This window comes from Mesorhizobium sp. B2-6-1, assembly GCF_006440475.1.
Lineage (GTDB): Bacteria > Pseudomonadota > Alphaproteobacteria > Rhizobiales > Rhizobiaceae > Mesorhizobium.
Genome location: NZ_VFUH01000002.1, coordinates 18681 through 34121, shown reverse-complemented (window position 1 = coordinate 34121; position 15441 = coordinate 18681). Strand labels below are relative to the sequence as shown.

General features: G+C 63.6%; 11 protein-coding genes. 6 read left to right on the top strand and 5 right to left on the bottom strand.

Annotated elements, in window-relative coordinates; translation table 11 throughout:
* Positions 1 to 254 precede the first annotated feature (254 nt).
* From FJ443_RS04900 to FJ443_RS04885, 4 genes are read left to right on the top strand one after another with little or no spacing between them, the layout of a single operon-like run.
* Positions 255 to 929 (top strand): response regulator transcription factor, encoded by a 675-nt coding sequence (locus tag FJ443_RS04900; RefSeq protein WP_181175065.1) that lies wholly within the window; start codon positions 255 to 257, stop codon positions 927 to 929.
* Between the two features lie 8 nt (positions 930 to 937).
* On the top strand, positions 938 to 2413 hold the full coding sequence (locus FJ443_RS04895) for an ATP-binding protein (protein WP_140559439.1): 1476 nt from the start codon (positions 938 to 940) through the stop codon (positions 2411 to 2413).
* Positions 2413 to 5373 (top strand): bifunctional [glutamine synthetase] adenylyltransferase/[glutamine synthetase]-adenylyl-L-tyrosine phosphorylase, encoded by a 2961-nt coding sequence (locus FJ443_RS04890; RefSeq protein WP_140662966.1) that lies wholly within the window; start codon positions 2413 to 2415, stop codon positions 5371 to 5373. The genes FJ443_RS04895 and FJ443_RS04890 overlap by 1 nt, the downstream gene beginning before the upstream one ends.
* Positions 5374 to 5424: 51 nt before the next feature.
* Positions 5425 to 5904, top strand: coding sequence for a DUF4179 domain-containing protein (locus FJ443_RS04885; RefSeq protein WP_140567693.1), 480 nt, complete (start codon positions 5425 to 5427; stop codon positions 5902 to 5904).
* A gap of 44 nt (positions 5905 to 5948) precedes the next feature.
* Here FJ443_RS04885 and FJ443_RS04880 read toward each other — a convergent pair whose 3' ends face one another.
* Positions 5949 to 8273, bottom strand: a complete 2325-nt coding sequence (locus tag FJ443_RS04880; protein WP_140662964.1) for a PAS domain-containing sensor histidine kinase — start codon at positions 8271 to 8273, stop codon at positions 5949 to 5951.
* A gap of 243 nt (positions 8274 to 8516) precedes the next feature.
* Here FJ443_RS04880 and FJ443_RS04875 point away from each other — a divergent pair, with 243 nt between their 5' ends.
* Positions 8517 to 8930, top strand: coding sequence for a hypothetical protein (locus tag FJ443_RS04875; RefSeq protein ID WP_140517978.1), 414 nt, complete (start codon positions 8517 to 8519; stop codon positions 8928 to 8930).
* Positions 8931 to 9031: 101 nt separating this feature from the next.
* Here FJ443_RS04875 and pepN read toward each other — a convergent pair whose 3' ends face one another.
* Positions 9032 to 11677 (bottom strand): aminopeptidase N, encoded by a 2646-nt coding sequence (pepN, locus tag FJ443_RS04870; protein ID WP_140662962.1) that lies wholly within the window; start codon positions 11675 to 11677, stop codon positions 9032 to 9034.
* Positions 11678 to 11959: 282 nt separating this feature from the next.
* Here pepN and FJ443_RS04865 point away from each other — a divergent pair, with 282 nt between their 5' ends.
* Complete coding sequence (locus tag FJ443_RS04865; RefSeq protein WP_224617863.1) at positions 11960 to 12862, top strand: DMT family transporter; 903 nt, start codon at positions 11960 to 11962, stop codon at positions 12860 to 12862.
* Positions 12863 to 12871: 9 nt separating this feature from the next.
* On the opposite strand, the gene FJ443_RS04860 is transcribed toward FJ443_RS04865, so the two are convergent.
* The 3 genes from FJ443_RS04860 to FJ443_RS04850 form a co-directional block, all read right to left on the bottom strand.
* Entirely contained in the window at positions 12872 to 13675 is an 804-nt protein-coding gene (locus FJ443_RS04860) for a helix-turn-helix transcriptional regulator (protein WP_140662960.1), read from the bottom strand.
* Between the two features lie 48 nt (positions 13676 to 13723).
* Positions 13724 to 14596, bottom strand: coding sequence for a uracil-DNA glycosylase (locus FJ443_RS04855; protein ID WP_140520708.1), 873 nt, complete (start codon positions 14594 to 14596; stop codon positions 13724 to 13726).
* Between the two features lie 109 nt (positions 14597 to 14705).
* Complete coding sequence (locus tag FJ443_RS04850) at positions 14706 to 15350, bottom strand: hypothetical protein (RefSeq protein WP_140517982.1); 645 nt, start codon at positions 15348 to 15350, stop codon at positions 14706 to 14708.
* Positions 15351 to 15441: the final 91 nt, after the last annotated feature.

Sequence of the window (15441 nt, the reverse complement as noted above, 5' to 3'; positions counted from 1 at the left end):
TCCCCTCCGGCGGCAGCGGGCTTCCCATCGCCCGCTGCCGCACTCACCCCGCGGGCCATGCGCTCAGGCTGAGCGAACAAGCGGAGCGCTTTGGTGGCAACGGCATGCCGGCAGCATGCTGGGACAGTAACACCAGAGAACCAAGACTTTATCGCGCGCGGCCTGGATCATCTTGATCGCGATGCGCTTTGGCGAAGGCTAAAATGCAGATGCCGGCTACTCAATCTTCCAGCGAAATCGCGTATAACGGTCCTATGAAGATTCTCGTCATAGAAGACGATCGCGAGGCTGCGGATTATCTGCAGAAAGCCTTTACCGAGGCCGGGCACACCGCGCATGTCGCGGGTGACGGCGAGACCGGCTTCGCGCTCGCCGATGCCGGCGACTACGACGTGATGGTCATCGACCGGATGATGCCGCGCCGCGACGGCCTTTCGGTCATCGCCGGCCTGCGCTCCAGGGGGAACGCCACGCCGGTACTGATCCTGTCGGCGCTGGGCGAGGTCGACGATCGGGTCACCGGCCTACGCGCCGGCGGCGACGATTATCTGACCAAGCCCTATGCCTTTTCCGAGCTGCTCGCCCGCGTCGAGGTGCTGAACCGCCGGGCCAGCGCCAAGGAAGCCGAAACCGTCTACCGCGTCGGCGATCTCGAACTTGACCGGCTTTCGCATTCGGTCAGGCGCGGCGGACGCGAGATCACGCTGCAGCCACGCGAGTTCCGCCTGCTTGAATATCTGATGCGCCATGCCGGTCAGGTGGTGACGCGCACCATGCTGCTCGAAAATGTCTGGGATTATCATTTCGATCCGCAGACCAACGTCATCGACGTCCATGTCTCGCGACTGCGCGGCAAGATCGAAAAAGGCTTCGACAAGCCTATCCTGCATACGATTCGCGGCGCCGGCTACATGCTTAGGGCCGGTTAGGCGGCGGCATGGCCCTTTCCGTGCCTGCCATCATGAAGACGACGGCTGCGCGGCTCTCGGCGCTCTATCTCCTGCTCTTCGCACTCTGCGCCGTGCTGCTTGTCCTCTACATGACCTCGCTTTCGGCGCGCATGCTGACCGCGCAGACGCAGGAGACCATCAACGACGAGGTGCTCGGCCTTGCCCGCGCCTACCAGCGCGGCGGCCTGCCGGTCCTGGTGCGCGTGGTGGAGCAGCGCTCGCGCCAGCCCGGCGCCAATCTCTATTTGATCGCCGACGCCAACGGCCAGATCCTGACCGGCAACGTGCAGAGCCTGGAGCCGGGGGTGATCGAAACCGAAGGCTGGACGACCGAGCCGTTCTCCTACCGTCGTTTCGGCGAAGGCGAGCTCGACCGGCAGCGCAGCACACCTTCCGATCAGACCACGCCCCAAGCCGGCGATACGGCGGTCCGATCCGAAGGCGAGAAGGGCCACAATGCGATCGCCCTGGTGCTGCGCCTGCCGAACCAGATGATCATGCTGGTCGGCCGCGATCTGGGCGAACCTGAGCGGTTCCGCGCCGTCATCCGCCGCTCCCTGATGCTGGCGCTCGGCATGATGGGGCTGGGCGGGCTGTTGATCTGGTTTTTCGTCGGCCGCGCCGCGCTGAAGCGCATCGATGGCGTTTCGGAAGCCAGCCGCCGCATCATGGGCGGCGATCTTTCGGGCCGGCTGCCGGTGACCGGCGCCGGTGACGAATTCGACCGGCTTTCCGAGAACCTCAATGCCATGCTGGCCAGGATCGCCATGCTCAACGAGGGGCTGAAGCAGGTTTCCGACAACATCGCGCATGATCTGAAGACGCCGCTGACCCGGCTGCGCAACCGCGCCGAGGCGACGCTTTCGGGCAAGCACAAAACATCGGACTACCGCCAGGCGCTGGAAGGCACCATCGCCGAGTCCGACCAGCTCATTAAGACCTTCAACGCCATCCTGATGATCTCCCGGCTGGAGGCGGGTTATTCCTCCGAAAGCACCAGTCGCGTCGATCTGGCCGCAGCCGTGCGCGATGTCGTCGAACTCTACGAGCCGGTGGCGGAAGAGGCTGGCGTTTCGCTCGAAGCCGCGGTCAATGGCGCATTCCTTGTCGACGGCAACCGCGAGCTGATCGGCCAGGCGCTGTCTAACATCGTCGACAATGCGATCAAGTACTCGACCGATTCCACCTCCAAGCCGACTGTCCGCGTGACGCTCGAACGCACGCATGGCGAAATCAGGCTTGTCGTCGCCGACAATGGCCAGGGCATTCCGGACGATGCCGATCGCGCCCGGGCGACCGAACGGTTCGTGCGGCTCGAGAAGAGCCGTTCCCAGCCAGGTTCCGGGCTTGGCCTCAGCCTCGCAAAGGCGGTCATGACATTCCACTATGGCCGGCTTGATCTGTTGCCTGGTAATCCCGGATTATCCGTGGTCATGAGTTTTCCCGCGCGGGAGGATCATTGATGGCGGCGGCTGCAAAGCGGACGGCGAAGGACTGGCTGTTGAAGCCCGCGGCAAGGCTTGCTCCTCTGGACGACAGCCGGGCCCGGCAGGAGCTGGCCGAGATCGCCACCTTGGCACGCGAAGAAGGATTGACACGGCTGGCGAAATTCCTGGCTGGAACGGGTGAGGCGCAGGACTTCCTGGCCGCTGTCTTCGACCTGTCGCCGTTCCTGCGTGACATGGCGCGTCGCCGGCCGCAGATATTGGATGGGCTTTTCGACCAGCCGGTCGAGGCCCGGCTGAAGGCGATCATCGTGGCGATCGACCGGGCATCGTTCTCCGAGACGATCTCCGAATCCAGATTGATGATGGAACTGCGGCAATGGAAGGCCGATGCGCATTTCCTGATCGCGCTGGCCGATCTGGCCGCCGAGGCCGAGACCTCGCTTACGGTGCGGCGGTTGAGCGACCTTGCCGATGCGTGCACGCGCGCCGCCGTCGATTTTCTGCTGCGCGACGCGCATGGCCAGGGCAAGCTGAAGTTGCCGGATCCCGCCAATCCCTCGAACCGGTCGGGCTGGATCCTGCTCGGCATGGGCAAGCTTGGCGCGCATGAGCTCAATTTTTCCTCCGATATCGACCTCGTGGTCTTCTTCGACCCGGAAGCGTCGGCCGTCGTCGATCCGCTCGATGCGACGGAGCTGTTTTCGCGGCTGACGCGCCGTCTGGTGCGCATCCTGCAGGACCGCACCGAACATGGTTATGTCTTCCGCACCGACCTCAGGCTGCGTCCCGATCCCGGTTCGACCCCGCTGGCGATCCCGGTCGAGGCGGCGCTGCGCTACTACGAGGCGCGCGGCCAGAACTGGGAGCGCGCTGCCATGATCAAGGCGCGTCCTGTGGCCGGCGATCTGGACGCCGGCACCGCTTTCCTCAAGGAGCTCCAACCTTACATCTGGCGCAAATACATGGACTATGCCGCGATCGCCGACGTCCACTCGATCAAACGCCAGATCCACGCCCACAAGGGGCATGGCGAAATCGCGGTCAAGGGCCACAACGTCAAGCTCGGGCGCGGCGGCATCCGCGAGATCGAGTTCTTCGTCCAGACGCAGCAGCTCATCGCCGGCGGCCGCTTCCCGGAACTGCGAGGCCGCGAGACCGTGCCGATGCTCGGCCAGCTGGCCGCGCGCGGCTGGATCACCGCCGAGGCACGCGACGCACTGGCCCGGCAATATTGGTTCCTGCGCCGGGTCGAGCATGCCATCCAGATGGTGGCCGACGAGCAGACGCACACCCTGCCGGAGGATGATGAAGGGCTGGAGCGAATCGCGCGCATGCTGGGCTTTGCCGATGCGGCTGCTTTTTCCCTGGGCTTCCGCGCCTCGCTGCAGCAGGTCGAACGTCACTACGCGGCGCTGTTCGAAACCGCGCCGGAGCTTTCGGCAGGCATCGGCAATCTGGTCTTCACCGGCGACGTCGACGACCCCGATACGCTGCAGACGTTGCACGGTCTCGGCTTCCAGCGAACGAGCGACATCTGCCGCGTGATCCGTGGCTGGCATTTCGGTCGCTACCGCGTCACCCAGTCGGCTGAGGCGCGCGAGCGACTGACGGAACTGACGCCGGCGCTGCTCAAGGCTTTCGGCCAGACGCGTCGGGCCGATGAGGCGTTGATCCGTTTCGACGAGTTCCTCGCCGGCCTGCCTGCAGGCATCCAGCTCTTCTCGCTGCTCCAGTCCAATCCGGCGTTGCTGAAGCTTATGGCGACGATCATGGGCGCCGCGCCACGACTGGCCGCGATCATCACGCGCCGGCCACATGTGTTCGATGGCCTGCTCGATCCCGCTCTTCTCACCGAATTGCCGGATCGTGGCTATCTATCGGCACGGCTTACCGCTTTCCTCGAAGGCGACCGCGCCTATGAGGACGTTCTCGATCGTTTGCGCATCTTTGCCTCCGAGCAGAAATTCCTGATCGGCGTGCGGCTGCTCGCCGGCTCGATCGATCCGGCCCGCGCAGGCCGCGCCTTTTCTGACCTGGCCGACCTCACCATTGAGGCCGCGTTGCGCGCGGTTATGGCCGAATTCGAGGCGCGCCATGGTACAATCGCCGGCGGCGTGGTTTCGCTGCTCGGCATGGGTAAGCTCGGCAGCCGTGAATTGACGGCGGGGTCGGATGTCGACCTCATCCTGCTCTACGATCACGATGCGGACGCCGAGGAATCCGACGGTGAAAAACCGCTGGCGCCCTCGCATTACTACACCAGGATGACGCAGCGCCTCATCTCGGCCGTTTCCGCGCCGACCGCGGAAGGCGTGCTCTATGAACTCGACCTGCGGCTGCGGCCGTCCGGCAACAAGGGGCCGGTGGCCACCCACGTCGACGCCTTCAAGAAATACCAGCGCCAGGAGGCCTGGACCTGGGAGCACATGGCGCTGTCGCGGGCGCGCGCCATTGCCGGAGATGCCAGGCTCTGTGCTGAGGTCGAAGCCGACGTTGCGGCGGTGCTCGGGCAATCGCGCGACGCAGCAAAGGTGAAAGCGGAAGCGTCCGACATGCGCGCCATGATCGAAAAGGAAAAGCCGCCGCGCGACCTCTGGGACATCAAACTCATTGCCGGCGGCCTGATCGATCTCGAATTCATCGCCCAGGTGGCCGTCGTCACGGGCAATGTCGAGTCCGGCCGCAGGGTCACGGCAACCGCGGAGGTATTGTCGCGCCTTGCGCCACAATTCGCAGCCGCCGATGTCAGGGAGGAGCTTGGCGAGGCCTACCGCCTCTATCTGGCGCTGACCCAGATGATCAGGCTTTGCCTCACCGGCCAGTTCGAGCGGGACGATGTGCCGCCGGGGCTTTCGGATCTGCTTCTGGCGGTCACCGACTTGCCGGATTTCGGTGTGCTGGAAGCACATCTCAAGGAGACGTTGCGGAAGGTCAGGAAGGATTTCAACCTTCTGCTTCGTGCCGGGCGGCCGTGATCAACGGCCGTGCGGATCGCATCGGGGGTGACGATGCAACAGGAGAAGACCATGAGAAAGACAACCAAGCTCGCGTTCGCCTTCATCGCGTTGGCAGGAGCCGTCGGCACTGCGGCCTATGCCGAGAACATCGACAGCGCAAACATGCGTGAGCGCACGATGATGCGCCTCAACAAGGCGATGAAGGACAATGACGGCACCATCAGCTTCGACCAGTTCTCAAGCGTCATGGATTCGCGGTTGAAGAAGCTGGTCGCCGACAATGGTGGCAAGCTCACGGTGGAGCAGCTCGCCGCAGCGCTGGAAAAGGACCGCTTCGAGCACATGGCCAGGCGCATCATCGCGCGTTACGACAACAAGGGCGACGGTACGCTGACGACGGACGACATCGCCAGTCGCGACAAGAAGCTCTTTGCCCTGCTCGACAAGAACAACGACGGAAAGATCAAGAAGGGCGAACTGCCAAAGGGCGGCCGCTTTGGCTTACACCGTCAGTGGGATGACGAAGGCGACGACGGCAGCATGCAATAACGCCTTCCGGCACGGGCTTCGGCGACATCGCCGGAGCCCGTTGCTTAAGCCGCGACCTTGACCACGGGCGTCGCCTTCTTCACCGGAATGCGCACCGACACGATCGTGCCGACACCTTCGGTTGAGCGGATTTTCAGGGCACCGCCTTGCAGTTCGGCCAGAGAGCGCGAGATGGCGAGGCCGAGGCCGGACCCGGCATGGCTCTTGGAGAACTGGTTCTGCACCTGTTCGAAGGGCCGTCCGAGCTTGCCGAGCGCCTCCTTCGGGATGCCGCAGCCATTATCCTCGATCGTCAGCACCAGCGCCCCTGAGGTATTGCGGGCCCTGACCGATATGTGGCCGCCTTGGCCGGTGAATTTCACTGCGTTGGACAAAAGGTTGATGACGATCTGCTTGATCGCTCGGCGGTCGGCAAACAGCGTCAGCGCGTCGGCGATGCGGGTCTCCACGGTGATCGCCTTCTGTGCGGCCTGCAGCGAGACGACCCTGACCGTCTCGCTGATCAGCGGGCCGAGATCGATCTCTTCGCGGTCGAGCGAGAATTGGCCGGCCTCGATTTTCGACATGTCGAGAATGTCGTTGATGACGCCCAGGAGATATTTGCCACTGCTGTTGATGTCGGTGGCGTATTCCTCGTAGCGCTCCGATCCCAGCGGGCCGAACAGCCCCTGTTCCATCAACTCGGAGAAGCCGATGATGGCGTTCAAGGGCGTGCGCAGTTCATGCGACATGTTGGCCAGGAATTCGGACTTGGCCCGGTTCGCCGCTTCGGCGCGCTCGGTTTCCTTCATGTATTTGCGGTTGAGCTCGACCAGTTCGCGCGCGCGCTCCTCTTCGGCCCGGCGGGCGAGGCTGAGATCGTGTATGGTCGCCATCAGCCGGCGCTCGCTGTCGACCAGCTTTTCTTGATGCAGCTTGATCTGGGTGATGTCGGATCCAACCGAGACAATGCCGCCGTCGCGGGTTCTGAGTTCGTTGACCTGCAACCAGCGGCCGTCGGCCAGCTGCCGTTCGAACGTCGCGCCGCCCTGCGGTCCATTGCTGTTGGCAAGCCGCCGATCGGAAGCGAAAGCGAGCATGCGCTCTTCCAGCGTGGCGCGCACGGCGCCTGGCATCACGTCACGGTCCGAAAGGCCATTGTCCTTCTGGTATTTGGAATTGCACATGATCAGCCGCTCGGCGGCATCCCACAGCACGAAGGACTCGTTGATGTTCTCGATCGCCGTCCTCAGGCGCAAATCGGCTGCCTCGGAACGAAGCGCCAGGTGACGCTGCTCGGTGACGTCGACGGCGATGCCGATCAACTGGATTTCGGGTGCTTCCGGATCCATGACCTGCGCCCTTGCGCGCATCCATACCCACTGCCCGTCGGCATGCCGCATCCGGAACACCTGATCGATATGATCGATCTCGCGCGCGACGATCTTGTTGGCGAGCTGGAACAAGTCGCCATCATCGGGATGGATGATCTCGTCGACCTCGCCGAAGGACAGCATCGTGTCGCATGGCTCGTAGCCCAGCATGTCGTACATCGAGCGCGACCAATACATCTTGCCGCGCACCATGTCCCAGTCCCACAAGCCGCAGCGGCCGCGTACCAGCGCCATGTCGATGCGTTGATGCGCTTCGAGATAGATGCGGTCGGCCGCCTGCGCGCGCGCCGCCTGGCCGAAATAGGCATAGAGGATGATGATCAGCACGCCGGCCGTCAGTACGAACAGCGTCACATTCAGCGAGACTGTCTTGCGCCAGGCGTCAAAAACCGCGTCCTGCGGCACCAGCGCCGCTGCCGCGCCTTTGCGACCGTTCGTCAGGCTGACCGCTGCATACCAGTCCTGCCCGCCAATATCGACCTCCATCACTCCGGCGCGGTCGCCGAACATGAACAGAGGCTGGCCGCCCTGGACGAGGCTATCCAGCGAACGGCCTTGCCAGGACATCGAGCGCGGCGCCACCGCGGTGATCTTGAAGGCGCTGTCGGTGATGACAAGAACGTGGCCGCGGCTCATCGCGCCCTGGCGGCTGGTCGTTTCCAACAGGTCCTGGATGGCGCCCGGCGCGGTGTCGGACGTGGTGGCCAGCGAACTCGCCAGTTGACCGGACGCCAGCATCAGGATCGCCTTGGCGTTGCGCTCGATATCGTCGCGTTCGTTCATCAGCGACAGGACGCGCAGCGCCGCGATCGCGATCAGGAAGATGACGATGAGAGCCGGTATCGATCGGCGCAGCAATGGCTCCGCCGCCAGAAGCCGCTTGTAGGCCGGTTCGGCGATGAGCCGCGTATTCCCGGCAAGGCCGTCGCCTCGCGGCGTCTCGCGACGCGCAAAAGCTATCCCTCCGGGCGCGCCCCACGCGTCCGCCTTCGCCATAAATGGCACTCCCCGATTTGCCTATGCTTGATGATCCGGCAAACGCCGCACTTCCGAATCGCCATTAAAGAATCAAAGGTGATTCGCCTTGTCCAGTGGTCCGGCGAAAAAAGATTAAAAATCGACTAAAATAGCGGCTTTTCCGCCAACCGAGCAGAGGCATGCGATGGCGATTACCGTGGAAAGGGAATAATATTAGAAATCACGCATATTCCGTGCGGGATTGCACATTGGGAGGAAAGCATGAATCGCAGATCTGCAATTGCTCTCGGCGTGTCAGCGGCAGCGGTAACGCCTTTGTTCGCCCTGGCGGCGTCGGTAAAAACGAGGACATACGGCCCGAAGGAGGGCAAGGAGATTGCGCCCGGCATCAGAGTGGTGGAGGTAGGCACGGGAAACTCAGACATTCCTGCCTACAAAAGCATCTCAATCGTCGATGTCGTGTTTCAGCCCGGCACACATGCGCCGGCGATGGTGATGGACAACGACATGGTATGCACCATCACTGCGGGCGAATTCACGATCAAGAAGGCCGACAAGGAGTTCAAGCTCAAGGAAGGCGACATATACACTTGCGCCAAGGGCAAGACCGACGAGGCGACGAATACGAGCGCCGAGGTCGGCGTGCATCGCATCGCCATGTTGATACCCGCGTAGGGAGGCGGGAATCCGTTCGAGCAGCAGAAGCACAGCCTGACGGGCCGGTGGCGTTGCCTTGGCATTGCCGCCGACCACCATGGTGGCCGCTTGGGTCTGGCTCACGCCAGCGTACGCTCGACGATATCGCTTAAATCCGCCGACAGGTTTTCGGCATTGGCAATCGAAAGCAGCGCTTCCCTGGCCTTGGCCTGCCGGCCAGGTTCGAGCGAACGCCACGACCGGAGCGCCGTTGCCAATCTTGCCGCCACCTGCGGATTGCGTTTTTCGACCTCGAGCACGGTCTGCGTGAAGAATCGGTAGCCTTCGCCGTCGGCGCGGTGGAATCCGGTCTGGTTGGCACTGGAGAATGTGCCGATCAACGAGCGCACCCGGTTCGGATTGGCCATCGAGAAGGCCGGATGCGTGGTCAGGGCGCGAACCGTCTCCACCGCCTGCGGACCGGGTACGCTGGCCTGAATCTGGAACCATTTGTCCATCACAAGCGGGTCGGACGCATATGTCGCTTCGAAAGCCGCCAGTGCCTTGTTTGCCTCCGGCGAACCATGGTGGCGGTGCGCGAGCACGGTCAGTGCCGCCGCGCGGTCAGTCATATTGGTGGCCGACCGGAAGTGCTCCGCCGCAAGCCCGGCGCCATCTGACAGCAGCGAGAGATAATCGAGCATGACGTTGCGCAGCGCCCGCCGTCCGGCGGAAGCTGCGTCCGGGCTGAACGGGCCGGCGTCGGCAAGCCGCTCGTAGAGGCCGGCGAACGCGTCGCGGTTAGCCCTGGCGATTGCCAGCGCCAGCGCCTCGCGCGCAGCGAAGATGGCGTTGGGTTCGATGTTTTTGCCGATGTCGCGCGCTATGTCGGTCTCGCCCGGAAGCGAAAGCGCCAGCGCCCGGTAGGCCGGCTCCAGCGTGTCGTCGCTCGCGATCCTGCCGGCAAGCTCGGTCAGCCGCGCGGTGAAGCCAGGCTCGGCGCCGTCGAGAATCTGGCGGAAGGCCAAGATCAATGCATCCGTAAGCAGCGTGTTGAAGGTCTGCCAGCGCGAGAAGCTGTCGCTGTCGTGGCCGGCAAGGAAGAATTGGTCATCGGTCTTCTGCTCGACGGCAAGCGTTATCGGCGCCGAGAAGCCACGGTTCAGCGAAACCGCCGGACGCTCGGCGACGCCTGAGAAGCGCACCACATGCCGGCGCTTGCGGATGTGGATGATGCCGTCCTCGACGCTGGCGCCGTCGACCGTGTCATAGGCGACCGGCTCGCCACCGGCGCCAATCAGACCGAAGGCGAGCGGTATGTGCATCAGTCGTTTGCGGCTTTCCGACGGGGTCGGCGGCACCGATTGCTCGATTTCCAGAGTGAATTCCCGCTCCGCCCGGTTATAGGTCGAGCTCACCGCCAGGTTAGGGGTGCCGGCCTGATGGTACCAGAGCGCGAATTGCGACAAGTCGCGGCCGGACACCTCCTCGAACACTGCCAGGAAATCCTCGATCGTCGCCGCCGTGCCGTCGTGCCGCTCGAAATAGAGGTCCATGCCGGCGCGAAAGCTATCAGGCCCGAGGATGGTACGGATCATGCGCACCACCTCCGAGCCTTTTTCGTAGACGGTCGCCGTGTAGAAATTATTGATCTCGCGATAGCGGCGCGGCCTGACCGGATGCGCCAGCGGCCCCTGGTCCTCGGGGAATTGATGCGCGCGCAGCGTGCGTACCTCGGCGATGCGCTTGACCGCACGCGAACGTTGGTCGGCGGAGAATTCGTGGTCGCGATAAACGGTCAGCCCTTCCTTCAGGCAAAGCTGGAACCAGTCGCGGCAAGTGATTCTGTTGCCTGTCCAATTGTGGAAATACTCATGCGCGATGATCGCCTCGATATTGGCGAAATCGGCGTCCGTCGCGGTCTCCCGGTCGGCCAGCACATATTTGTCGTTGAAGACGTTGAGGCCTTTGTTCTCCATCGCCCCCATGTTGAAGTCGGACACGGCGACGATGTTGAAGACATCGAGGTCGTATTCGCGGCCGAATGCCTCCTCGTCCCATTGCATCGATCGCTTCAAGGCATCCATGGCGTAGCCGGCGAGCTTCTCCTTGCCGGGCTCGACATAGATGCCGAGCTCGACCGTGCGGCCGGACATGGTGACGAAACTGTCGGCGACCCGGCCGAGATTGCCGGCGACCAGCGCGAACAGATACGATGGCTTGGGGAAGGGATCGTGCCAAATGGCATAGTGCCAGCCATCGCCGAGATCGCCCTTGTCGACCCGGTTTCCGTTGGACAGAAGCAGCGGCGCCTCGTCGCGGCGGGCTTCGATCCGCACGGTGTAGACGGAAAGGATGTCGGGGCGGTCGAGGAAATAGGTGATGCGGCGGAAGCCCTCTGCTTCGCATTGCGTGCAATAGACGTTGCTTGAGCGGTAGAGGCCCATCAGCGCTTCATTGCCCGACGGCGCCAGCTCGGTCTCGATCGACAGCCGAAAGCGACGCGCCGCCGGGGGCCTGAGGATGGTCAGTCGGTCGGGCGTCACGGCAAAATCCGTCGGCTTGGCTTTCCTGCCGTCGATCTCGACGCGCCTGAGCGTCAGCCCGTCGCCATCCAGCACAAGCGGCGTAGAGGCCGCGACGCCATCCCGGCGCTCGACGGTCAAAATTGCCGTGACGATCGTCGCGCCTGGCGAAAGACGGAATTCAAGGTTCGTTTCCGGAATGAGATAGTCGCTGGGGCGATAGTCTTCGAGTTTGAAGACCTGGCCAGTGTCGGTGCGCATTCCGTGGTTCCTGTCTTTCCGGGCCTGTCCTGCCCGTCCAAAAATTTGAAGTCCGCGCTCTTTACACGAACCGGCGCCTCGACAAAACTGCGACAAGGTCTATTCAGACCCTCCTTTCCAGCATCGCGAGGCAGTCATGGCCGCCGTCTACGACGTCAGGCATATCGAGAGCCCGGCAACGCCGGCGCGCACCTGGGCAACCACGCGGGAAGCGGCGGGAGCGTGACAGCAGGCCGCGACAACAGTGACAATACCGTAGGGCACAACACGCTCACCGGCATTATGCTGAAGATCGTCTCGGTGGCGGTCTTCGTCGGCATGTCGACCTGCATCAAGGCGGCGGGCACTGTGCCGGCGGGACAGATCGTCTTCTTCCGCTCCTTCTTCGCTATCTTTCCGATCATTGCCTTTCTGGCTTTCAAGGGAAATCTCGGCACGGCTTTCAGTACAAGCCGTCCGTTCAACCACATCGCGCGCGGCGTCGTCGGCGTCTGCGCCATGGGGCTCGGCTTCTTCGCGCTGACGCGGTTGCCGCTGCCAGAAGCAATCACGCTGAATTACGCCCAGCCACTGTTGGTGGTGGTGTTCAGCTCGATTTTCCTCGGCGAAGCCATTCGTGTCTATCGCTGGAGCGCGGTCGCCGTCGGCCTCGTCGGTGTGCTGATCATCTCCTGGCCGGAGCTGACGCTCCTGAGTTCCGGCGAGGCGCTCGATGACCAGGAGGTGCTCGGCGTCATCGCCGCATTGATAGCGGCGGCGATTTCGGCCGTCGCCATGCTGCTCGTGCGCAATCTCGTGCAAAGCGAGCGCACCGCCACGATCGTGCTTTGGTTTTCGGTCACCGCGAGCGTCATGGCGCTGCTGTCGCTGCCGTTTGGGTGGCAGGCGCTGACGCCGGGGCAGGCGGTCCTTCTTGTCGCCGCCGGCTTCTGCGGCGGCCTTGGCCAGATCCTGATGACCTCGGCTTACCGCCATGCCGAGGCATCGGTGGTGGCGCCGTTCGAATACACCTCGATGATCCTCGGCGTCTTGGTCGGCTATCTCGTCTTCGGCGACGTCGCCACGCTGAACACGCTGACCGGCGGTCTGATCGTCGTTGCCGCCGGCATCTTCATCATCTGGCGCGAACGTCAACTCGGCCTGGAACGCACCCGCACGCGCAAGGCCGCCCCGCCGCAGGGGTGATCAGCACCGTTAGGCCCGCTCTTTCGCCAATCTTACCAGCGCCGTCCGCGTCTGCTCGTCGGCCGGAAAGAAGGACTCGATCGCCAGCTCCGACAGCGTCACGTCCAGCGGCGTGCCGAACACGGTGATGGTGCTGATGAACGACAGCACCTGATCCCCATGGGCAAGCCGCAGCGGATGCACGATGCCGCTCGGCTCGACCCGCGCCGGCCGCCCACTCTTCAGGCCGGAGGGACAACCGCGCAACTCACGCTCCAGTTCGATCAGCACCGGATCGCCTGACGCGTCGTTCTGGTGCTTCAGGCGTTCCAGCAGGTGCGCCCGCCACTCCGCGAGATTGACGATGCGCGGCGCGACACCTCCAGGGTGCAGGCTGAGCCGCAGCACGTTGACTGGCGGCTTGAGCAGCGAGGGCTCGGAAACGTCGGCCAGGAACGGCCCAATGGCAGTGTTTGCCGAAACGAGGTTCCAGTGCCGGTCCACCGCGAGCGCCGGGAACGGCTCGTGCCCTCGAAGCACCGTCTCGACCGCCGCCATGGCCGGTGCCAGCGAAATGTCGGTCAGCGGCCTTTCGCTGAAGCTCGGCGCAAATCCCGCCGCCAGCAAGAGCTGGTTGCGCTGGCGAAGCGGGATCGAAAGCTGCTCGGCCAGGTGTAGCACCATGTCGCGCGACGGCGCGGCCCGCCCGCTCTCGACGAAGCTCAGATGCCGCTGCGAGATATCGGCTTCCGTGGCGAGATCGAGCTGGCTCATCCGGCGTCGCGTGCGCCATTCACGGATGAGGCTGCCGGCGGAGGTTTGAGGGGATATCATGAGGGCATGGTTAGGGCGACGGCAGGCGCATTTCAATTACCCGCGAGGTCATGGAGAGGTGAGCGCTCTTAGCTTCGCCTTCACCTCGAGAAAATCCCGCCAAGCCAGCTTCTTGTGCGCCGGCGTCCTCAATAGATAGGCCGGGTGCAGCGTCGGCATCGCCGGAATAACGACGCCGGACGCTGTCGTGTGGGCGCGCCAGTTGCCGCGCAGCCGCAAGATGCCTTCGCTCGTATTCAGAAGGGTTTTGGCCGAGGGCCCGCCGAGATTGACCAGCACCTTCGGCTTGACCAGTTCGATCTGCCTTTCGATGAACGGCCGGCAGATCTCGGTTTCGTGCGGCGTCGGCGTGCGGTTTCCCGGCGGCCGCCAGGGGATGACATTGGCGATGTAGACGGATGTCCGGTCTAGCCCGATCGCGGCCAACATGCGGTCGAGCAGCCGGCCGGAGCGGCCGACGAAGGGCAGGCCTTCTATATCCTCGTCACGGCCGGGCGCCTCGCCGACCAGCATCACCGATGCATCCGGGTTGCCGTCGGCAAAGACCAGGTTCTTGGCGGTGAACTTCAGGTTGCAGCCGTCAAAAGTCGACATGTGCTGGCGAAGCTCGTCCAGTGTCGAGGCAGCCGAGGCCAATTCGCGTGCCAGCGCCGCCTGCGCCTCGTCGGGTACCGCCGAAATGGGCGGGCGCGCCGGCGGAGCGTTAGGCACGGCGCTCGCATCGAGACGCGGTTGGGCGGGCCGCTCCGGTGCCCTGCTATCGCTCGGCGCGGCAGCCGGCATCCGCTCCGCCGGCTTGGGCGCGGCTTCCGCGAAGCGGTTCACCGGCGCGTCCTCCAACGCCTCGTCGACGCCCGCGCTGGCATAGAAGGCGAGCAGCTCGGCGATATCAGGTCGGCTGTTTGGGGAAGCGGCAGTCATGGCGCCACCATCGTTCGACTGGTCGCATATTGCAAGTTGGTGATTGGGGACATTGGCACAACCGGGCAATGACGGCCTGTCTGTGGCAGCGTCATACGCTCACCGCAACCTAACCCGTCGGTATGCGCGGGTCCTGCACCAGATAAAAGGTCCAGCGCGGCGTATAGTCGGTGATCAGGAATTCGAACCTGGCGGTCTTTAGCGGGTCGACCTTGCCGTTCTTGAACAGCAGACGGTCATACGGTTCAAAATCGCGGTCGAAATCGGCAAAATTGCTCGACCAGATATTGTCAGGCGTCTTGTTGCGCTGGTCGAACGAAAGCCCGTCGCCGAAGACGCTCGGCTGATTCAGGACCTCCTGAAGCTCGAACTGGAATTCGATCCAGGCCTGGCCGCTGTTGTTGAGCACGTCCAAGCGCAAATACATGATGCCGTTGGCGAACTCGCCCGCCTTGCCGAACGCCTGGATCGGCTTGGTTGCACGGATGGTCAACGTCACCGGCGTCGCTGAATTCAGCTCTTCGGTGATGACGAGCGGATCGTCCTTGGTGCCGGTGCCGGAAGCGCCGGTGATTTCGAACCCGCCAAGCTCGTCGGAGAAGGAGTAGGCACCGGTGGCCCAGACCTTCACCTCGTCTGCAAAGGCATGGACCGGCGCCAGCAGGGGGAGGGCCGAAAGGAACGCCCGGCAGGCCCTGCCGGGCGTCGATGGGAAGCGCGTTGATGAGAAGCCGGCTGGCCCAGGAATGCGCATGGTGCGAAGTATGGCCGATAAGCAAGCCGTCGAACAATTAAAAACGTACGCGTTGCGGGCAGGCCGGCGCAAAACGGGTGTCCTTCGGCAC

Bases quoted from the DNA above. Each gene is read 5' to 3' on its own strand.
- FJ443_RS04860 (WP_140662960.1), bottom strand. From the start codon at position 13,675: ATGATATCCCCTCAAACCTCCGCCGGCAGCCTCATCCGTGAATGGCGC.
- pepN (WP_140662962.1), bottom strand. From the start codon at position 11,677: ATGCGCACCGACACTGGCCAGGTCTTCAAACTCGAAGACTATCGCCCC.
- FJ443_RS04855 (WP_140520708.1), bottom strand. From the start codon at position 14,596: ATGACTGCCGCTTCCCCAAACAGCCGACCTGATATCGCCGAGCTGCTC.
- FJ443_RS04900 (WP_181175065.1), top strand. From the start codon at position 255: ATGAAGATTCTCGTCATAGAAGACGATCGCGAGGCTGCGGATTATCTG.
- FJ443_RS04885 (WP_140567693.1), top strand. From the start codon at position 5,425: ATGAGAAAGACAACCAAGCTCGCGTTCGCCTTCATCGCGTTGGCAGGA.
- FJ443_RS04895 (WP_140559439.1), top strand. From the start codon at position 938: ATGGCCCTTTCCGTGCCTGCCATCATGAAGACGACGGCTGCGCGGCTC.
- FJ443_RS04890 (WP_140662966.1), top strand. From the start codon at position 2,413: ATGGCGGCGGCTGCAAAGCGGACGGCGAAGGACTGGCTGTTGAAGCCC.
- FJ443_RS04865 (WP_224617863.1), top strand. From the start codon at position 11,960: ATGCTGAAGATCGTCTCGGTGGCGGTCTTCGTCGGCATGTCGACCTGC.
- FJ443_RS04875 (WP_140517978.1), top strand. From the start codon at position 8,517: ATGAATCGCAGATCTGCAATTGCTCTCGGCGTGTCAGCGGCAGCGGTA.
- FJ443_RS04850 (WP_140517982.1), bottom strand. From the start codon at position 15,350: ATGCGCATTCCTGGGCCAGCCGGCTTCTCATCAACGCGCTTCCCATCG.
- FJ443_RS04880 (WP_140662964.1), bottom strand. From the start codon at position 8,273: ATGGCGAAGGCGGACGCGTGGGGCGCGCCCGGAGGGATAGCTTTTGCG.